This window comes from Gemmatirosa kalamazoonensis (genome assembly GCF_000522985.1).
Classification (GTDB): Bacteria; Gemmatimonadota; Gemmatimonadetes; order Gemmatimonadales; family Gemmatimonadaceae; genus Gemmatirosa; species Gemmatirosa kalamazoonensis.
Map to the genome: position 1 here is coordinate 760190 of NZ_CP007128.1, position 18927 is coordinate 779116.

General features: G+C 73.4%; 16 protein-coding genes. 11 read left to right on the forward strand and 5 right to left on the reverse strand.

The window, feature by feature from the left end:
* Positions 1–92: 92 nt before the first annotated feature.
* From J421_RS03305 to J421_RS03315, 3 genes are all read left to right on the forward strand, one after another.
* On the forward strand, positions 93–2579 hold the full coding sequence (locus tag J421_RS03305; RefSeq protein ID WP_025409743.1) for an ADOP family duplicated permease: 2487 nt from the start codon (positions 93–95) through the stop codon (positions 2577–2579).
* Positions 2580–3163: 584 nt separating this feature from the next.
* Complete coding sequence (locus J421_RS03310; protein ID WP_025409744.1) at positions 3164–3583, forward strand: MaoC family dehydratase; 420 nt, start codon at positions 3164–3166, stop codon at positions 3581–3583.
* Positions 3580–4236, forward strand: coding sequence for a DUF5612 domain-containing protein (locus J421_RS03315; RefSeq protein ID WP_104022194.1), 657 nt, complete (start codon positions 3580–3582; stop codon positions 4234–4236). The genes J421_RS03310 and J421_RS03315 overlap by 4 nt, the downstream gene beginning before the upstream one ends.
* Positions 4237–4500: 264 nt before the next feature.
* Here the strand turns inward: J421_RS03315 and moeB are convergent, their stop codons facing one another.
* From moeB to J421_RS03330, 3 genes are all read right to left on the reverse strand, one after another.
* Positions 4501–5631 carry a molybdopterin-synthase adenylyltransferase MoeB gene (gene moeB, locus J421_RS03320; protein WP_025409746.1) on the reverse strand — a complete coding sequence of 377 codons (1131 nt, stop codon included), beginning with the start codon at positions 5629–5631 and terminating at the stop codon, positions 4501–4503.
* Entirely contained in the window at positions 5628–5909 is a 282-nt protein-coding gene (locus J421_RS03325; protein ID WP_025409747.1) for a MoaD/ThiS family protein, read from the reverse strand. The genes moeB and J421_RS03325 overlap by 4 nt, the downstream gene beginning before the upstream one ends.
* 61 nt (positions 5910–5970) lie before the next feature.
* Entirely contained in the window at positions 5971–7092 is a 1122-nt protein-coding gene (locus J421_RS03330; RefSeq protein ID WP_025409748.1) for a WD40/YVTN/BNR-like repeat-containing protein, read from the reverse strand.
* A gap of 297 nt (positions 7093–7389) precedes the next feature.
* Here J421_RS03330 and J421_RS03335 point away from each other — a divergent pair, with 297 nt between their 5' ends.
* The 4 genes from J421_RS03335 (at position 7390) to J421_RS03350 (ending at position 11690) form a co-directional block, all read left to right on the forward strand.
* Positions 7390–8025: a DUF305 domain-containing protein gene (locus tag J421_RS03335; RefSeq protein WP_148306135.1), complete on the forward strand. Its 636-nt coding sequence runs from the start codon at positions 7390–7392 to the stop codon at positions 8023–8025.
* Between the two features lie 91 nt (positions 8026–8116).
* Entirely contained in the window at positions 8117–9958 is a 1842-nt protein-coding gene (locus J421_RS03340; RefSeq protein ID WP_104022195.1) for an LVIVD repeat-containing protein, read from the forward strand.
* 94 nt (positions 9959–10052) lie between these two features.
* Positions 10053–10676: an SGNH/GDSL hydrolase family protein gene (locus tag J421_RS03345; RefSeq protein WP_025409751.1), complete on the forward strand. Its 624-nt coding sequence runs from the start codon at positions 10053–10055 to the stop codon at positions 10674–10676.
* A gap of 48 nt (positions 10677–10724) precedes the next feature.
* A complete protein-coding gene (locus J421_RS03350; RefSeq protein ID WP_148306136.1) occupies positions 10725–11690 on the forward strand; it encodes a dienelactone hydrolase family protein in 966 nt (321 codons plus the stop codon).
* Positions 11691–11756: 66 nt separating this feature from the next.
* Here J421_RS03350 and J421_RS03355 read toward each other — a convergent pair whose 3' ends face one another.
* Positions 11757–12833: a citrate synthase gene (locus J421_RS03355; RefSeq protein ID WP_025409753.1), complete on the reverse strand. Its 1077-nt coding sequence runs from the start codon at positions 12831–12833 to the stop codon at positions 11757–11759.
* A gap of 59 nt (positions 12834–12892) precedes the next feature.
* Between J421_RS03355 and J421_RS03360 the strand changes: the two genes are divergently transcribed.
* Positions 12893–14041, forward strand: a complete 1149-nt coding sequence (locus tag J421_RS03360; RefSeq protein ID WP_025409754.1) for a citrate synthase — start codon at positions 12893–12895, stop codon at positions 14039–14041.
* A 128-nt stretch (positions 14042–14169) separates the two neighbouring features.
* Here J421_RS03360 and J421_RS03365 read toward each other — a convergent pair whose 3' ends face one another.
* Positions 14170–14796, reverse strand: a complete 627-nt coding sequence (locus tag J421_RS03365) for a hypothetical protein (RefSeq protein WP_025409755.1) — start codon at positions 14794–14796, stop codon at positions 14170–14172.
* A 105-nt stretch (positions 14797–14901) separates the two neighbouring features.
* Here J421_RS03365 and J421_RS03370 point away from each other — a divergent pair, with 105 nt between their 5' ends.
* The 3 genes from J421_RS03370 (at position 14902) to J421_RS03380 (ending at position 18922) form a co-directional block, all read left to right on the forward strand.
* Positions 14902–17142 (forward strand): penicillin acylase family protein, encoded by a 2241-nt coding sequence (locus tag J421_RS03370; RefSeq protein ID WP_025409756.1) that lies wholly within the window; start codon positions 14902–14904, stop codon positions 17140–17142.
* Between the two features lie 95 nt (positions 17143–17237).
* The gene (locus tag J421_RS03375) at positions 17238–17555 is read left to right on the forward strand and encodes an ArsR/SmtB family transcription factor (protein WP_025409757.1); all 318 of its coding nucleotides are present in this window, start codon (positions 17238–17240) and stop codon (positions 17553–17555) included.
* Between the two features lie 281 nt (positions 17556–17836).
* Positions 17837–18922 (forward strand): efflux RND transporter periplasmic adaptor subunit, encoded by a 1086-nt coding sequence (locus tag J421_RS03380; protein WP_025409758.1) that lies wholly within the window; start codon positions 17837–17839, stop codon positions 18920–18922.
* Positions 18923–18927 lie beyond the last annotated feature (5 nt).

An 18927-nucleotide genomic window follows, 5' to 3' on the forward strand; every position in this document is an offset into this window, starting at 1 on the left:
CCGGCGGCGGCGCCGCTTCGTCCCGCAACGTTTGACGGAGCCGGCGTGACGAACGAACGTCGTGCCTCGCCACCCTCCACCAGGAGCCACCGATGTTCGCCGACGTGCGCCACGCCCTTCGCTCGCTCCGCCGGGAGCCGACGCTCGTCGCCGGTGTCGTGGCGAGCTTCGCGCTCGCCATCGGCGCGAACGCCGCGATGCTCGGCCTCGTGCGCCAGCTCATGCTCGCGCCGCCGCCGGGCGTGTCCGACGCGGCGCGCGTATCCCGCGTCGCGCTGCGCGTCACGACCGCGGACGGCGACGCGTACGCGGTGACGACGACGTCGTACCCGGCGTTCCGCGCGCTCGCCGGCGCGACGTCGGCGTTCGATGCGGCGGCCGCGGTGCGCACCGACACGCTCACGTTCGGCGCCGGCGCGGCGACGACGACGGTCACCGCGGTCGAGGCGACGGGGCGCTACTTCACGCTGCTCGGCGCGCGCCCCGCGCTCGGTCGGTTCTTCGACGCGGCCGACGACGCGCCGCCGGCGGGGAGGTCCGTCGTCGTGCTGGGACACGCGTTCTGGAAGCACCGGCTCGACGGCGACCCGGCCGTGCTCGGGCGCACGCTCGTCGTGGACGGCGCGCCGTTCACCGTCGTCGGCGTGGCGGCGCCCGACTTCCGGGGCGACGGCGCCGCGGCGGTGGACGTGTTCGTGCCGCTCTCCGCCGCGATGCGCGACCGGCCCGCGGCGTGGAGGAGCGAGCCGGGGATGAACGTCGTCTCGGTGCTCGCGAAGGTGCGCGCGGGCGTGGCGCCTAACGTCGCGACGCAGGCGGCCACCGCGGCGCTGCGCGAGGTGACCGCGCGGCCCGACGCGTCGATCGAGGCGCGGCTCGAGCCGCTCGCGCCGGGACTCGGCGCGGCGCGCGAGTCGGCGCAGGCGCGGGTCGCGCTGTGGCTCTCCGGCGTGGCGCTCGTCGTGCTGCTCGTCGCCACGGCGAACGTCGCGACGCTGCTGCTGCTGCGCGGCGAGCGCCGTCGGCGCGAGGTGGCGGTGCGCGTGGCGTTGGGCGCCGGGCGCGGGCGGCTCGCGCGCATGCTGCTCGTGGAGAGTCTGCTGCTCGCGGCGGCGGGCGCGGCGTGCGGGCTCGTTGCGTCGCGATGGATCGCCGACGTCGTGCGCGTGACCCTGCTGCCGGGGCTCGCGCCGGCGGGCGCGTTCGACGCGCGCGTCGTGCTCGCGACGGTGCTCGCGGCGTGCGTGGCCGGGCTGCTCGCGGGGCTCTCGCCACTGGCCGCGGCGCGCGCGATCGCTCCCGCGCTGCATGCCGGCGGCGAGCGCGTCGCCGCGCGCCGCCCCGCCACGCAGCGCGCGCTCGTCGTGCTGCAGGTGGCGCTGTGCACGCTGCTCGCCGCGGGCGCCGGACTGTTCGTGCGCAGCCTGCACCGCGTGCGCGTGCAGGACCTCGGCTTCTCCCCCGACCGGCTGCTGCTCGCGACGCTCGACGTGCGCGACCCGCTGCCACCACGCGAGCGGGACGCGCTGCACGTCGCGCTGGCCGAGCGCCTGACGCGGCTGGCGGGGGTCACCGGCGCGACGGTCGTGCAGGCGGTGCCGTTCGGGCCGCATCACATTCCGCCGATCAGCGTCCCGGGGCGCGCCGAGCCGCCGATGGCCGGGGAGCAGCTGCCGCTGATGTACGGCGCGACGCCCGCGTACCTGAAGCTGTTAGGCGCGCGGCTGCGCGACGGCCGGCTGTTCGGGCCCGGCGACCGCCGCGGCGCGCCGCTCGTCGTGATCGTGAACGAGACGATGGCGCGCGAGGTGTGGCCCGGGCAGCGCGCGGTGGGCCAGTGCGTGCGCATCGGCTTCGATCCCGCGCTGCCGCCGTCGCCCGCGGCGCCGACGACGCTGCCGTGCCGCGAGGTGGTCGGCGTGGTCGCCGACTCGCGCGCGCGGTCGCTGCGCCCCGACGGACGCGAGGCGACGCTCATGCAGTACTACGTGCCGTTCGAGCAGCTGCCGCCGCCCGCGCCGGTCGCCGGCGACTTCCCGGAGGTGTTCGGGATCCTCGTCGGCGCGGCCGGCGACCCGGCGCGGCTCGCGCCCGCGGTGCAGCGGCTGCTGCAGGGCGCGAGCCCGCGTCCCGTGTACGCGCGCGTGCGCCCGTACGCCGACCTGCTCGATCCGCAGCTGCGCCCGTGGCGGCTCGGCGCGACGCTGTTCACCGCGTTGGGCGCGCTGGCGCTCGCGATCGCCGCGGTGGGGCTGTTCGGCGTCGTGTCGTACCTCGCCGCGCGGCGCACGCGGGAGATGGGGGTGCGGCTCGCGTTAGGCGGCTCGCGCACGCGGGTGGGCGGCGCGGTCGTCGTGGACGCGGCGCGCATGACCGCGGCCGGCGTCGCCGGCGGCATCGTCGCCGCGCTCGCGCTCGCGCCGCTCGTGCAGCCGATGCTGTTCCGCACCTCGGCCCGCGACGCCCTCGTGCTCGCGGCGTCGGGCGCGGTGCTCGTGCTCGTGACCGTCGTCGCGGCGGCGGTGCCGGCGTGGCGCGCGGGGCGCGTGAGCCCGCTCGTGGCGCTGCGCGCGGAGTGATGGGGCGAGGTGACAGGCGAGTACCCTGGGGATCCAACGGCGATGGGAAGGATTTCGAGATCCCTTCTTTCGCCATTGGATCCCCGGATGCGTTCCGCCGGGAGCTTGTGAGGTCATGAAGGGCGGCGGATATTCGGCCGCGGGGCGGGCCGAGCGCCGTGATGCCCGTCCCCACGACGCGACCGCGCAGAGGATTTCGAGATCGGCAAGTCCGACGGCTTCTACCGGGCAGCGCGCGCGGTGGACGACCGGCACCTCGTGAAAGGCGTACGGGAGAAGGAGTGCTTCCGCTCCGGTCCACGACACGCAGCGCGACTACACGTGCTACTTCGAGGGCGAGATCGAGGTCGAGGGGATCAAGATGCCCCAGGTGAAGACGTGCTATCAGGACGGCAAGCTCATTCTGACGGACGTGTTCACGAACGTACGGCCGTGACGTGATGCGCGACCGTTCGGCGGCAGCTCGTGCTTATCTTGTCTCACGCGGAGCCGCGGAGCGCGCGGAGAACGCCACTCGTGTCGTCGGCGTTCCCCGCGTGCTCCGCGGCTCCGCGTGACATGAACGGCACGGCCCGAGACCACCCATGAGACCTCGCGTCGGAGACCGCGCGCGCCGCTCGCTCACGCTCACGCGTCGGCACGTCGAGACGTTCGCCGAGCTGACCGGCGACTACAACCCGCTGCACTTCGACGCCGACTTCGCCGCGCGCACGCGGTTCGGCGCGCTCGTCGTGCAGGGCGGCCTCACGACCGGGCTGCTGCACGCGCTCGTCGCGATGGATCTGCCCGGTCCCGGCTCGGTGTTCCTGAGCCAGAGCTGGAAGTTCACCGCGCCCGTCTACGTCGACGACACGATCACCGCCGAGGCGGAGGTCGTGAGCGTGCACGCCACGAAGCCGGTGACGCAGCTGCGCATCGTCGTCACGCGGCAGACCGGCGAGACGGTGCTCGAGGGAGAGGCGTGGTGCTACACGATGTCGCCCGACGGCGGGACGGGCGCATGAGCGACCGCATCGGCGTGCTGGTGCGCACCGACGCCGGCCCCGGCATCCTGCACCAGCTCACGGGCGTCATCGCGCGGCACCGCGGCGACATCGCGTCGGTGGAGATTTCGAGCCGCGGCGGCGGCGAGGACCAGGTGTACTTCGAGATCGATCTCCCCGACGATCCCGCGCCGCTGCTCGACGAGCTGCGCGCGCTCCGCGTCGTGCGCGCGGTGGAGCGCGTGGAGTCGATGCGCGCGATCTACGGCAAGCGCGTGATCATCATGGGCGGCGGCGCGCAGGTCGGGCAGGTCGCGATCGGCGCCATCTCCGAGGCCGATCGCCACAACATCCGCGGCGAGCGCATCTCGGTGGACACGATCCCGCTCGTCGGCGAGCAGCCGCTGGCCGACGCGGTGCGCGCGGTCGCGCGGCTGCCGCGCGCCGCCGCGCTCGTGCTCGCGGGCTCGCTCATGGGCGGCGACATCGAGCGCGCGGTGCGCGAGGTGCGCGCGCAGGGGCTGCTCGTCGTGAGCCTCAACATGGCCGGCAGCGTCCCCGACGCGGCGGATCTCGTCGTCACCGATCCGGTGCAGGCCGGCGTGATGACCGTGATGGCGATCGCCGAGACGGCGCGGTTCACCGTGAGTCGACTGCAGCGGCGCGTGTTCTGATCACCCGGAGCCCCGGAGGGCGCGGAGAGCTGCCGTCGCCATATGAATGAACGAACCGCAGAGGACGCAGAGGGTCGCAGAGGACTGCCCTCTTCGATTGGACCACGGAGGACACGGAGGACACAGAGGAAACCCACTCTCTTGAAAGGGTTCTCCTCCGTGTCCTCTGTGTCCTCTGTGGTTGAAGAAGCAGTTGACGTTCTCTGCGGCCCTCTGCGTCCTCTGCGGTTCAAATGCACGGCAGAAGGCCCTCCCCGCTCGAGATCACCCGACCCCGACGTCGTCCTCCCACCGCAGGATCCCACCGGCGAGCGACACCGCGGGAATGCCCGCCGCGCGGAGCTGGTGCACGGCGTGGAGGCTGCGCACGCCCGAGCGGCAGTAGACGACGACCTCGCGCGAGCCGTCGATCGACGGGATCGCGCCGGCGAGCGTGCCTAACGGGATGTGGCGCGCGCCGGCGATGCGGCCCTCGGCCCACTCGTGCGGCTCGCGCACGTCGATGAGGTCGAGGTCCGCGCCGGCGGCCCGTCGGGCCGCGAGCTCCTGCGGCGTGATCTCCAGCGCGTCGTCGTCCTGGTTGGGCATCGGTGTCCCGCAGTAGGCGTCGTAGTCGATGAGCGTCGTGATCTCGCGCGTCCCGCACGCGCGGCACGCCGGGTCGCGCGGCACGCGCACGGTGCGGAAGCTCATGCCGAGCGCGTCGACGAGCAGCAGGCGGCCGACGAGCGGATCGCCGAGCCCCAGCACGAGCTTCAGCGTCTCGGTGGCCTGGATCGTCCCGACGAGTCCCGGCAGCACGCCGAGCACCCCGCCCTCCGCGCAGCTCGGCACGAGCCCCGGCGGCGGCGGCTCGGGGAACAGGCACCGGTAGCACGGCCCATCGGGCGTGCAGAACACCGACGCCTGCCCCTCGAACTGGAAGATGGCGCCGTGCACGTTCGGCTTCCCGAGCAGCACGCACGCGTCGTTCACGAGGTAGCGCGTGGCGAAGTTGTCGGTGCCGTCGACGACGACGTCGTAGTCGCGGAGGATCTCCATCGCGTTCGCCGACGTGAGCCGCGTCTCGTGCGTCTCCACGCACACGTGCGGGTTCACGTCGGCCAGTCGCGCGCGCGCCGAGTCGAGCTTCGGCGTGCCGATGGCGGCGGTGCCGTGCAGGATCTGGCGGTGCAGGTTCGACGCGTCGACGACGTCGAAGTCCACGAGCCCCAGCGTGCCGACGCCCGCCGCGGCGAGGTACAGCGCCGCCGGCGACCCGAGCCCGCCCGCGCCGACGAGCAGCACGCGCGCGTGCTTCAGCCGCCGCTGCCCCTCGGCCCCGACGTTGGGCAGCGTGATCTGGCGCGCGTAGCGGCGCGCCTCCTCGCGCGAGAGATCCGTCACGCGACTCAGCCGCCGCTCACCGCGGCGACGATCATGATCGTGTCGCCGTCGTCGACGCGCGTCGCGAGCCCCTCGGCGAACCGCACGTTCTCCTCGCCGACGAAGATGTTCACGTGCTCGCGCACGTCGCCGCGCTCCGTCATCACGCGGTCCGCCACGCCGGGCCACCGCGCCTTCACCACCGACAGCGCATCGCCCACCGTTAGGCACCGCTCGTCCAGCCGCAGCGTGGCGCTGCCGCGGGCGTACGGGTACAGGGCACGAGGGAGGAGGACGGTGAGGGACATTCGCGGCGTGGCTGCGTAGCTGCGTGGCTGCGTGTGGGTCTGAAGTTACGCACCGACGCAGCTACGCAGCAGGCGTCCCGACCACTCCCACTTTCACGCAGCAGATCGACGGCAGCGCGTCCGCCAGGCAGGTCCACGAGTCGCCGCCGTCGGCCGAGGCGTACACCTTGCCGCTGCGCGTGCCGAAGTAGACGCCCGCCGGGTCGTGCGCGTCGGTGGCGAGCGCGTCGCGCAGCACCGTCTCGTACGCGTCCTCCTGGGGCAGCCCCGCGGTCAGCGGCTCCCACGACGCGCCGGCGTTGCGCGTGCGGTAGACGCGCAGCTTCGCGTCGGGCGTGATGCGGAACTCGTCCGACTGGATCGGCACGATGTACACCGTGTCGACGTCGCGCGGGTGCATCGCCATCGCGAAGCCGAAGTCGGACGGGACGCCGTTCGCGACGTCGGTCCACGAGTCGCCCCAGTCGTCGCTGCGGTAGAGCCCCCAGTGGTTCTGCAGAAACAGCCGCTCGGGGCGCGCGGGATGGTGCACCACCTTGTGCACGCACTGGCCGAACTCCGGGTACTTGTTCGGCAGGAACTCCGCGCGCACGCCCTCGTTGCGCGGCCGCCACGTCGCGCCGCCGTCGTCGGTGCGGTACACGCCGGCGGTGGAGATCGCGACGAGCATCCGCTCCGCGCGCGTCGGGTCGGGGACGATCGTGTGCAGACAGAGGCCGCCGCCGCCGGGCTGCCAGCGCGGGCGGTGCTCGTGCCGCAGCAGCCCGTCCACCGCCGCCCAGCTCTCGCCGCCGTCGCGCGACTCGAACAGCGCCGCCGGCTCGACGCCCGCCCACAGCCGGTCCGGCTCGTCCGCCGGGCCGGGGACGATCTGCCACACCTGCACGAGCGCGAGCCCCGAGTCCTCCGGGAAGCGCACGTTCTGCCGCTCCGGCCCCGACCACGTCGCGCCGAAGTCGTCGCTCGTGCGGATCGCGCTTCCCCAGTGGAAGCTCCGCGTCGCGGCGAGCAGGCGGTTCCGGCCTCCCCGCCCGTCGTACGCCATCGCGTAGACCGACTCGCCCGGGAAGTGCGGGCCGTCGATCGTCCACGCGCCGCGCTCGGCGTCGGCGCGGAGGATGAAGGCGCCTTTCACGGTGCCGACGAGCAGGAGGACGTCGCCGGCCTGGGGAGCGGTGGGCATGGGCGGGGGGTTGGGAGGGACGGGCAAGGTGCAGCGCGCACGTCGCCGCGGCAACGTGCCTCTCACGTTCGACGAACGGCGGTGGCCCCGATCGACAACGCCGCCAGCCGGTGCGGCGTATTCCTGGCGGGCCGGGTCGCTCGCGACGCCGGCTCGGCGCGCGCCCGGCGGAGCTCCACGGTGGGTGTTTTCAATTCAAGCCATGCACGGCAATTCGGCGAATTGCCTTCCATTCCCTGAATTGCGAACGAGCGAACGTGGAGTCTTCCCCGGCGCGCGGGACTCGCCAACGTGACGATGCTCACACTCTCGCGCCCCCTGCTCACGCTCGCCGCCGCGACGCTGCTCGGCGCCGCTGCCGCGCACGCCCAGCCCGCCGCCCCGCCCGCCGCCTCGCCGGCCGCGAAGGCGCGCGCGGACAACGGCCGGCCCCCGTTCACCCCGGCCGACGTGCGGTTCATGTCCGGCATGATCGGCCACCACGCGCAGGCCGTGCTCATGGCCGGCTGGGCCCCGACGCACGGCGCGAGCCGCGCGGTGAGCGTGCTCGCCGAGCGGATCGTCGTCGCGCAGCGCGACGAGATCGCGTTCATGCAGCGGTGGCTCGGGGACCGCGCGCTCGACGTGCCCGACCCGGCCCACGTCGCCGGCATGCCCGGCATGGAAGGGATGCACCACGAGATGATGCCGGGGATGGCGACCGCCGAGGAGCTGCAGCGGCTCGACCACGCGCGCGGCGCCGAGTTCGACCGGCTCTTCCTCACGCTGATGATCAAGCACCACCAGGGCGCGCTCACCATGGTGGACCAGCTCCTCGCCGCGCCCGGAGCGGCGAACGACGACGCCGTCTACAAGTTCGTCTCCGACGTCAGCGCCGATCAGTCGACGGAGATCGACCGGATGACCTCCATGCTGGAGAGCATGAAACCTTGAACGGCGCTGCGTGGCTGCGTGCGATCCGACATCCACGCAGCCACGCAGCTACGCAGCCACGCAGCGTTCCTCACCCCCAGAGGCTTCACCCGTGAGACCCACCCCGTTCGCGTTCCTCGCGGCCGCCGCCGCCGCCGTCGCCGCCTGCGCCCACTCCACCGCCTCCGTCCCGGGGATGCCTAACGCGACGACGGCCGCGGCGCCGCGGCCCGATCCGCGCGTCGGGCTCAAGGCGGGGTGGTTCGACGCCGGCCAGGCGATCTGGAACCTCAAGCTCGTCTCCAGCACGAAGCCGTCGGCGGACTTCCTCAACCTCAGCACGCCGGGCGACAACCGGCTCACGAACTCCGACCTCGCGTTCACCGGGAACCTCGTCTTCCAGGGCAACTACAGCGGCTGGCAGGTGTGGGACATCACGAACCCGGCGGCGCCGACGCTGCGCACGGCGTTCGTGTGCCCCGGCTCGCAGAGCGACGTGACGGTGTACAAGAACCTGCTGTTCGTCTCCGCCGAGGCGCTCTCGGGGCGCACCGACTGCGGGCTGCAGGGCGTGCAGGACACCGTGAGCCGCGAGCGCGCGCGCGGCATCCGCATCATCGACATCAGCGACGTCGCGCACCCGAAGCCGATCACGATCGTGCAGACGTGCCGCGGGTCGCACACGAACACGCTCGTCACCGACCCGAAGGATCCGGAGAACGTCTACATCTACGTCTCCGGCTCGGCCACCGTGCGCTCGTCCGCCGAGCTCGCGGGCTGCTCCGGCGCGACGCTCGAGGAGGACCCGAACTCCGCGCTGTTCCGCATCGAGGTGATCCAGGTGCCGGTCGCGCACCCCGAGCAGGCGCACATCGTGAGCAGCCCGCGCATCTTCTCGAACCTCGCCGCGCCGCCGGTCCATCACGAGACGCCGGCGGACAGCGCGGCGGCGGCGCAGCGGCGCGCGGCGCGCGCGACGGCGGGCGGCGGCGGTGCGGGCCGCACGCGCGGCCCGCGCACCGGCCCCACGCAGTGCCACGACATCACGGCGTACCCGGCGATCGGGCTCGCGGGCGGCGCGTGCGCGGGCTACGGGCTCCTGCTCGACATCCACGACGTCGCGCACCCGACGCGCATCGGCGCGGTGGCCGACTCGAACTTCTCGTTCTGGCACTCCGCCACGTTCAGCAACGACGGCGACAAGATCCTGTTCAGCGACGAGTGGGGCGGCGGCACCGCGCCGCGCTGCCGCGTGACCGACAAGCCGGAGTGGGGCGCCGACGCGATCTTCACGCTCCGGAACAACCAGATGGAGTTCCAGAGCTACTACAAGATGCCCGCGCCGCAGACGCCGCAGGAGAACTGCGTCGCGCACAACGGCACGCTCATCCCGATCCCCGGGCGCGACGTCATGGTGCAGTCGTGGTACCAGGGCGGCATCTCGGTGTTCGACTGGACCGACCCGAAGCACCCGACGGAGATCGCGTACTTCGACCGCGGCCCGATGGACGCGACGAAGCTCGTCGGCGCGGGCTACTGGTCGTCGTACTGGTACAACGGCCACATCGTGGCGTCCGAGATCGCGCGCGGCCTCGACATCTTCGACCTCGCGCCGAGCGCGTACCTCTCGCAGAACGAGATCGACGCCGCGAAGACGGTGGTGTTCGACCACTTCAACGCGCAGGAGCAGCCGAAGCTCGTGTGGCCGCCGTCGTTCGCGCTCGCCCGCGCCTACGTCGATCAGCTCGAGCGCGACGGCGGCCTGTCGCGCGAGCGCATCGCCGCCGTTAGGCAGGAGCTCGCGCGTGCCGAGGGGCTGTCCGGCCAGACGCGCACGGACGCGCTCACGAGCCTCTCCACCCAGCTGCACGGCGACGCCCGCTCGTCGTCCGACGCGGCCCGCGCGCACAAGCTCGCGTACGCGGTCGGGGATCTCGCGAAGGCGGCCATGTGATCTCACGCGGAGCCGCGGAGGACGCGGAGACCACCCAAAGCCGTTGGTGTTCTCCGCGTGCTCCGCGGCTCCGCGTGACCCGACCGAGCACAACATGAACGTCCTCTTCGTCGGCAACAGCTTCACCGCCCGCAACGACGTCCCCGCGCTGCTCGCGTCGCTCGCCGAGTGGGCCGGCGAGCGCGTGACGCACGACCTGATCTGGGCCGGCGGCGCGTCGCTGAAGATGCACTGGAACAAGGGCGTCGCGGCCGAGCGCATCGCGACGGGCGCGTACGACGTCGTCGTGCTGCAGGAGCAGAGCACGCTCCCGGTCAAGAACGCGAAGCGCTTCCACGAGAACGTGCGGCTGTTCGACGAGGCCGTTCGCGCGAGCGGCGCGCGCCTGGCGCTGTACATGACGTGGGCGCGCCGTCACGCGCCGGAGACGCAGCGCACGCTCACCGACGCGTACGAGGCGATCGGCGCGGAGCTCGGCGCGCTCGTCGTGCCGGTGGGCGTGGCGTGGGAGCGGGTGCTCGCGCGCCCCGACGCGCCGTCGCTGTACGACACCGATGGCAGCCACCCGTCGCCGGCCGGGTCGTACCTCGCGGCGTGCACGTTCCTCGCCGCGCTGCTCGGGAAGAATCCGACGGGCGCGCCCGTCCACGTCCGCGGCCTCGAGCCCGACGCGGCGACGCTGCTGCAGACCACGGCGTGGGAGGCCGCGCGCGGGTAGTATCTTCCGGCGGGAGACCGCCCAACGACCAACCGATCGGAGCGCACCGTGTCCATCCTTCGTGTCCTCGCCGTCCCCGCCGTCGCGGGGATGACATTGGCCGCCTGCCACCGCAACGCGCCGATGGACGAGCACTCGGCGCACATGTCCGCCGCCGACATGGCCGCGCCTAACGCGAACGGCGGTGGCTCGCAGGGCATCGCCGGGCTGCCGCCGAGCAACAACGCGGCCCCGGCACGGCTCTCGGCCAGCCCGCGGCACGGCGAGTGGGTGAAGGTCGCGTGGGAGCCCGGATCGCGCGACTCGCTCATGGCGTGGGTCGTCTACCCGTCGACGAACCGCGCGAAGTCGCCGGTCGTCGTCGTCGTGCACGAGATCTTCGGCCTGTCGACGTGGGTGCGCGGCGTCGCCGACCAGGTCGCGGCCGAGGGGTTCATCGCCGTCGCACCGGATCTGCTGTCACGCGTCCGCGGCGGACCGACCACCGTGGAGCTCTCCGGCGACTCGGCGCGGAAGCTGATCCAGGGCGTCGAGCCGGCCGAGAAGAACCGCGGCATCGACGCCGTCGCGCGCTGGGCGATGTCGCAGGCGTCGGCGGCGCCGCGCTACGCGGTCATCGGCTACTGCTGGGGCGGATCGACGGTGTGGCAGCACGCCGTGAACGGCGGCATCAGCGGCTTCTCCGGCGGCGTCGCGTTCTACGGGCTGCCGTACATGACCGGCGCGGTGCCCACCGCCGACTCGCTTCGCAAGATCACGAAGCCGGTGATGCTCCTCAGCGGCTCGAAGGACGCGCGCATCGGCTCGGCCATGCCGGCCGTCGACTCGACGATGAAGGCGTTAGGCAAGAGCTACGTCGGGATCAACTACCCGGGCGCGATCCACGGCTTCCTCCGCGCGCAGGACGACCCGAAGCCGCAGCGCGACGAGGCCGAGGAGCAGGCGAACCTCGCGGCGACGAAGGACGGGTGGCCGCGGACGGTGGCGTTCCTGAAGAAGAATCTGGGGATCTGACGGTGCTGCGTGGCTGCGTGGCTGCGTGACGACCGAACGCAGCCACGCAGCCACGCAGCCACGCAGCTACGCCACCGGCCCGACGTACCGCGACTGCGGCCGGATCAAGCGACCCGTCGCGCGCTGCTCGCGGGCGTGGGCGATCCATCCGGCCACGCGGCCCATCGCGAACACGCACGTGAACGCCTCCGGGGGGAAGCCCAGCGCCTCCAGCAGGAGCGCGGTGTAGAACTCGACGTTGGTGTCGAGCGCGCGGTCGGGCTTCCTCTCGCGCAGCACGTCGAGCGCCGCGCGCTCCACCGACTCGGCGAGCGCGAGGCGGGAGCCGCCGCCGCGCGCCGCGGCGAGCCGACGCACGGCGCCCTTCAGCGCGTCGGCGCGCGGATCGCGCACCCGGTACACGCGGTGGCCGAAGCCCATGAGCCGCTCGCCGCGCGCCACCGAGTCTTCCAGCCAGCCCCGCGCATCGCCGCTCGCGGCGATCGCGTCGAGCATCGCGATCACGGGGCCCGGCGCGCCGCCGTGCAGCGGCCCCTTGAGCGCGGCGAGCCCCGCGAGCACGGCCGACGCGAGCCCCGCCCGCGTCGACGCCACGACGCGCGCGGCGAACGTCGACGCGTTGAGCCCGTGGTCGCTCACGGTCACGAGATACGCGTCGAGCGCCGCCGCGAGATCGGCGTCGGGCGTGCCGCGCAGCATGCGCACGACGTCGGCGGCGTGACCGCGCGCCTCGTCGGGCGCGATCGCCTCGCACCCGCGCCGCGCGCGCACCAGCGCCGGCGCGAGCACCGCCGGCGCGGCGACGAGGCGCAGCGCGTCCGCCGCCGCATCGCCGTCGGGGAGCAGCGCCACGCCGGCCCGCACGCCGTCGTACGGGTCGAGCGCCGCGAGCGCGGGGAGCAGCGGCGCGCAGCGCGCGAACACCTCGCGCCGCGCCGCGCCGAGCGCCGCGGCGAGCGCGTCGTCGCTTCGCGGCAGGTCGTCGACGAGCCCGTCGAGCAGCAGCCGCGCCACCGCCTCGAACCGCCACGCGCCGGCCAGCTCGTCGAGCGCGTGCCCGCGAATCGTTAGGCGCCCCGCCGCGCCGTCGACGTCGGAGAGCACCGTCTCCGCCGCCACCACGTCCTCCAGCCCGCTCGTCATCCGTCGCTCCTTGACCCCGGTTTACCGGAGCATGATCGTCCGCCCGGAGGGGCTCAATCTTGACCGACACGATCAACATCGACGCCGTCGTCGCCGCGGGCTGGCTGGAGCGCCGCGCAGCCCTCGCGCGACTCGGCGTGCGCGCGCAGACGCTCTACGCGTACGTGAGCCGAGGCCGCGTCGCCGTGCGGCCCGATCCCGTCGATCCGCGGCGGAGCCTGTACAGCGCGGCGGACGTCGACGCGCTCGCGGCGCGTCGTGCGCGCGGGCGGCGCGCATCGGTCATCGCGGCGAGCGCCATCGCGTGGGGCGAGCCCGCCGTCGCGACGTCGATCTCCACGGTGCGCCACGGACGGCCGATCTATCGCGGCGCGGACGCGATCGCGCTCGCCGAGCACGCGACGCTCGAGGCGGTCGCGGCGCTGCTGTGGGAGGCGGACGGGCCGGTGCGGCTCTCCGCGCGCACGACGGCGACTTCGCCGCTCGCCGCGCTCGCCGCGCTCGCCGATCGCGCGCCGCCGAGTACGGGGCGGCCGGTCGATGCGCTGCGCGGGGACGCCGCGCGCGCGGTGGCGGCGCTGGTCCGCGCGTTAGGCGCCGCCGGAGGCGCCGCACCGGCGCACGCTCGGCTCGGGCGCGGCTGGTCGCTCGACGACGCCGGCGCCGACGCGGTGCGCCGCGCGCTCGTCGTGCTCGCCGACCACGAGCTGAACGCCTCGACGTTCGCGGCGCGCGTCGCGGCGTCGACCGGCGCGTCGATCGCCGCGTGCCTGCTCGCCGGCCTCGCCACGCTCTCCGGCCCGCGCCACGGCGGGGCCGCCGACGCGGTCGCCGCGCTCGTGCACCACGCCGCCCGGCACGGCCCCGTCGCCGCGCTGGCCGACGCGCGCACGCGCGGCGCGCTCCCCGGCTTCGGCCACCCGCTGTACCCCGACGGCGACTCGCGCGCGGCGGCGCTCCTCGCGCACGCGCCGCTCGACGACGCGCTGGCCGAGCTGCGCGACGCCGCGGCGGCGCGCGGCGAGCGGCCGAACGTCGACTTCGCGCTGCTCGCCCTCGCGCGCGCGCACGGCATGCCGCCCGACGCGCCGTTCCGCCTGTTCGCGCTCGGCCGCAGCGTGGGATGGGCGGCGCACGCGATGGAGCAGGCGGCCACGGGACAGCTCATCCGGCCGCGGGCGCGGTACGAGGGACCGCCGCTGCGTTAGGCGCCGCCAGTCGGGGCTCCACGTACGTGGTTTCATTGGACTGAAGAAGGACTGAAGAGAGACTGAAGAAGGACCAAACACAAAAGAAGGTGTTGTTGGTCCTTCTTCAGTCCTCCTTCAGTCCTCCTTCAGTCCCACACGAACTCGTACGTGGAGCCATGCCCGGCGCGCCCATCACCGCCGACCCGCCTTCCCGCCCGCGTGGGCCCACAGCGCGCGCTCCACGTCCGCCGGCGTGAGGCCGAGCGACGCGCCGCGCGCGCGCGCAGCGCCTCGGCGTACCGGGCGTAGTACGGGACGGTGTACTTCACGGGGCCTAACGAGGGCACCTGGGCCGACACCAGCTCGTCGAAGAACGGGTAGACGTCGGGCGCCGCCGCCGCGAGCACGGCGGACGCGGTCGCGGGACCCACGCCGGCGAGCGTGGCGAGCGTCGCCACCGGCTCCGACGGGCGCGGCACGAGCGCCAGCGCGTCGCCGCTCGTGCGCGCGACGAGCGCCGCGTCGTTGCCGCGCACGAGCACGAGGTTCGGCGCGCGCCACACGCCGCGCGCCATCTTCCACTCCGTCACGCGCACGAGCTCCGCGTGCGTCACGTGCGGCCGCACGCGCGTCGCGATCGCCGGCGGCAGCTCGTCGCGGTACCAGCGCTCGAGCTCCGGCAGGCGCGCGACACCCTGCGCGGCGATCACCTCGTCGTAGCGGTCCAGCGCGCGGCGCCAGGCCGCGGGTGCGTCGTCGGTCCAGAGGTTCATGTGCCGGTACTGTACGTGGCTCCGCCCGTCGGGCAACGTTCGAGCGGTCGCCAGCGTTGCTCTCGGGAGGTTCCGCTCCCGCCCGTTCTCTCCGTCGAGTTCCCGATGAGAAGGCTTCTCACGCTCGCCATCCTCGCCCCCGCGCTGGCTTCCGCCCAGCGCGTCTCGAAGGACGCCACCGCCGACGTCACGCGCTGGCAGAAGCAGGCCCAGGCCGTCACCATCACGCGCGACGACCACGGCATCGCCCACGTCCGCGGCCGCACCGACGCCGACGCCGTGTTCGGCATGGTGTACGCCCAGGCCGAGGACGACTTCAACCGCGTCGAGACGAACTTCATCAACTCGCAGGGGCGGCTCGCCGAGGCGGAGGGCGAGCGCGCGATCTGGCAGGACCTGCGCATGAAGCTCTTCATCGACCCCGACACGCTGAAGGCGCAGTACGCCGCGAGCCCGGCGTGGCTCAAGTCGCTCATGACCGCATGGGCCGACGGGTTGAACTACTACCTCGCCACGCATCCACAGGTGAAGCCGCGCGTCATCACGCGCTTCGAGCCGTGGATGGCGCTGTCGTTCAGCGAGGGGAGCATCGGCGGCGACATCGAGAGCGTGTCGCTGCGCGACCTCGAGGCGTTCTACGGCAAGCGCGCGGGCGCAACGTCCACGCCGGAGGGCGACGCCGGGCCGGGGGCGGCGCGGAAGGGGCGCCCGGAGCGCGAGCAGGACATCGACGACATCCTGCCGCCGGAGCCCACCGGCTCGAACGGCATCGCGATCGGGCCGAAGAACTCCGCGAACGGGCACGCGTTCCTCCTCATCAACCCGCATACGACGTTCTTCTTCCGCTCCGAGCTGCAGATGACGAGCGACGAGGGGCTGAACGCGTACGGCGCGGCGACGTGGGGACAGTTCTTCCTCTACCAGGGCTTCAACGACCGACTCGGCTGGATGCACACGTCGAGCGCGGTGGACGTCATCGACGAGTACGCGGAGACCATCGTCGACCACGGGGGGCGGTTCGCGTACAAGTACGGCACCGGGGAGCGCCCCGTCGTGACGCAGACCGTGCGCGTGCCGTACCGCGCGCCCGACGGGACGATGGCCGAGCGCGCGTTCACCGTGTACCGCACGCATCACGGTCCCGTCGTGCGCGAGGCGGACGGCAAGTGGATCACCGTCAGCCTGATGAACACGCCCGTGGCCGCCCTGAGCCAGTCGTACCTGCGCACGAAGGCGCGGTCGCTCGCCGAGTACGAGAAAGTGTTCGCGTACAAGGCGAACTCGTCGAACAACACCATCTACGCCGACGCGGACGGGCACATCGCGTACTTCCATCCGCAGTTCGTGCCGAAGCGCGACGATCGCTTCGACTGGACGAAGCCCGTGGACGGCAGCGATCCGGCGACCGACTGGCGCGGCGTGCACGACACCGAGAGCATGCCGCATCTCGTCGATCCGGCGACCGGGTGGCTGTACAACTCGAACAACTGGCCGTACACGGCGGCGGGGCCCGAGAGCCCGAAGCAGTCGGCGTTCCCGCGCTACATGGACACCGCGGGCGAGAACGAGCGCGGCCTGCACGCGCTGCAGCTGCTGCCTAACGCGAAGCACGTCACGCTCGACTCGGTGCTCGCGATCGCGTACGACTCGTGGCAGCCGTTCTTCGCGCGGTTCGTGCCGCAGCTCGTCGCGGCGTACGACGCCGCGCCGGCGACGGATCCGCTGAAGCCGAAGCTCGCCGACCCGATCGCGGCGCTGCGCGCGTGGGACTATCGCTGGGGCGTGCAGTCGGTGCCGACGACCGTCGCGGTGTTCTGGGCGGAGGAGCTGTTCCGCCGCAGCCAGGGGCGCGGCCTCGGCTCCGTCGTGGGCGACGACGCGCTGTTCGCGCGCACGTCGGCGGCCGACAAGCTCGCGGCGCTCGACGCGGCGGTCGCGCGGCTGACGACCGACTTCGGGTCGTGGCGCACGCCGTGGGGAGAGTTCAACCGCTTCCAGCGGCTGACGGGCGATCTCGTGGCGCACTACGACGACGCGCAGCCGAGCGTGCCGGTGGGATTCACGTCGGCGCTGTGGGGATCGCTGGCGTCGTTCCGCGCGCGCCGCGGTCCGGACACGAAGCGCGAGTACGGCTACTCCGGCAACAGCTTCGTGGCGGCGATCGAGTTCGGGAAGGACAGCGTGCGCGCGCGCGCCGTGAGCGCCGGGGGCGAGAGCGGCGATCCGAAGTCGCCGCACTTCACCGACCAGGCCGTGCGCTACGCGACCGGCAACCTGCGGCCCGTGTACTTCTACCCGAACCAGCTCGTCGGGCACACGGAGCGGACGTACCATCCGGGGCAGTGACGCGTCGCGATGGGGTACGATGGGGTCGGAGCCGGTCGATGCGACCGCCTCCGACCCCATTGACGTCCCGTCGACAGTTCGATAGTCATAAAACCATGTACACGCCGCAGACCACCACCGGCCAGCTCGCGCCCGGGCAGTTCGAGCGCATCGCGAAGGCGCTCGCCGACCCGCGGCGCTTCGCGATGCTCGAGACGATCGGCGGGGGGGAGTGCCCGAACCAGGCGCTCTGCCAGCGGTTCCCGGTCTCGAAGGCGACCATCTCGCACCACCTGAAGGAGCTGGTGCAGGCCGGGCTGGTGGAGCCGGAGCGCGAGGGGCAGTACGTCAGCTACCGCGTCTGCCGCGAAGTCGTCCAGGCCTACTCGGCCGAGCTGCTGCGGCGCGTGGCGGTGTCCGCGGCGGGCGCGTAGCGACGCAGGGAGAGGGAGAGGAGCAGCAGCCGCAGGCGCACGCCATCACCCGTTCGGCCGAGTGGTCGGGCCGGATGTTTGATGGTTGTATGACCGTCGTATGGTTCATTCGACTCATGCCGCCCCGTTCGGCCGATCGTACCATCCGGTCGTTCGATGGTTGTATGACGGTGTAATCATCTGAATCTCCACGCCCGGCGCCGCGCGCCGCGGAGGACCCCATGGCAGCTCCCGATTCTCCCGCCCCTCGTCACCACGCGCGCCGCCGACTGGTCGGATCCGTGGCCCTGCTCGCGACCGTCGCCGGCACCGGGGCGCTCCTCGCCGCGTGGAAGAGCGCCGCCGCCCGCGAGGCGAACGCCGCCGCCGCCCAACAGCCCGAGCCCGCCGAAGTCGTCGCCGCCGCGGTCGCCGGGGAGCGCGAGCACCGCCCGACCACCACCGCGATCGGCACCGTGCTCGCCCTCCGCTCCATCAGCCTCCGCAACGAGCTCGCGGGCACGGTCCGCTACGAGCAGCTCACGCCGGGCCGCATCGTGGGGCCGGGCACGGTGCTCGTCGCGCTCGACGTCTCCGTCGAGGAGGCCGAGCTGCGCGCCCAGGAAGCGCAGGCGCAGCTCGCCCAGACCACGCTCGACCGCATGCAGCGCATGGCCGAGCGCAGGGCCGCGTCGGCCATCGAGGTCGACAACGCGCGGGCCGAGCGTGACGTCGCGCTCGCCCAGATCGCGCGCACGAAGGCGATCATCGCCCGCAAGACGATCCGCGCGCCGTTCCGCGCGCGCGTCGGCATCGCCGACGTGCACATCGGCCAGTTCCTCGAGGCCGGCACGCCGCTCACCACGCTCCAGGGCGTCGACGAGGCGGAGAACGTCGACTTCTCCGTCGCGCAAGCCGTCGCCGCCGGGCTCCACGCCGGTCAGGCGGTGCGCATCGTCGCCGCCGACTCGGCACCGTTAGGCGCCACCATCGTCGCCGTCGACGCGCGCGTCGATCCGGCCACGCGCACCGCGATGGTGCGCGCGCGCATCGCGGATCCGCGTCAGGCGATCGCGCCCGGCGCGTCGGTGCGCGTCGAGGTGCCGGTCGGCGCCTCCGAGCGCGCGGTCGTCGTGCCGGCGAGCGCGCTCCGCAAGGGCCCCGCGGGCGACCACGTCTTCGTGCTCACGCAGGAGAAGGACGGGAAGACTCGCGCCCACGTCCGCCAGGTCACGAGCGGTCCGGTGCTCGGCGACGAGATCGTCATCGTCGACGGGCTGCAGGCCGGCGAGCGCGTGGCGGCGTCGGGCTCCTTCAAGCTGCGCGAGGCGGCGCTCGTCGCGCTCGCGCCGTCGACGCCTAACGGCAACCACACCGCCGCGCGGTGAGCCGG

What these genes read in the sequence shown, in the direction of transcription:
- J421_RS03370 (WP_025409756.1), top strand. Translation starts at nt 14,902, where the DNA reads ATGAGAAGGCTTCTCACGCTCGCCATCCTCGCCCCCGCGCTGGCTTCC.
- J421_RS03375 (WP_025409757.1), top strand. Translation starts at nt 17,238, where the DNA reads ATGTACACGCCGCAGACCACCACCGGCCAGCTCGCGCCCGGGCAGTTC.
- J421_RS03335 (WP_148306135.1), top strand. Translation starts at nt 7,390, where the DNA reads ATGCTCACACTCTCGCGCCCCCTGCTCACGCTCGCCGCCGCGACGCTG.
- J421_RS03330 (WP_025409748.1), bottom strand. Translation starts at nt 7,092, where the DNA reads ATGCCCACCGCTCCCCAGGCCGGCGACGTCCTCCTGCTCGTCGGCACC.
- J421_RS03310 (WP_025409744.1), top strand. Translation starts at nt 3,164, where the DNA reads ATGAGACCTCGCGTCGGAGACCGCGCGCGCCGCTCGCTCACGCTCACG.
- J421_RS03365 (WP_025409755.1), bottom strand. Translation starts at nt 14,796, where the DNA reads ATGAACCTCTGGACCGACGACGCACCCGCGGCCTGGCGCCGCGCGCTG.
- J421_RS03345 (WP_025409751.1), top strand. Translation starts at nt 10,053, where the DNA reads ATGAACGTCCTCTTCGTCGGCAACAGCTTCACCGCCCGCAACGACGTC.
- J421_RS03305 (WP_025409743.1), top strand. Translation starts at nt 93, where the DNA reads ATGTTCGCCGACGTGCGCCACGCCCTTCGCTCGCTCCGCCGGGAGCCG.
- J421_RS03325 (WP_025409747.1), bottom strand. Translation starts at nt 5,909, where the DNA reads ATGTCCCTCACCGTCCTCCTCCCTCGTGCCCTGTACCCGTACGCCCGC.
- J421_RS03315 (WP_104022194.1), top strand. Translation starts at nt 3,580, where the DNA reads ATGAGCGACCGCATCGGCGTGCTGGTGCGCACCGACGCCGGCCCCGGC.
- J421_RS03355 (WP_025409753.1), bottom strand. Translation starts at nt 12,833, where the DNA reads ATGACGAGCGGGCTGGAGGACGTGGTGGCGGCGGAGACGGTGCTCTCC.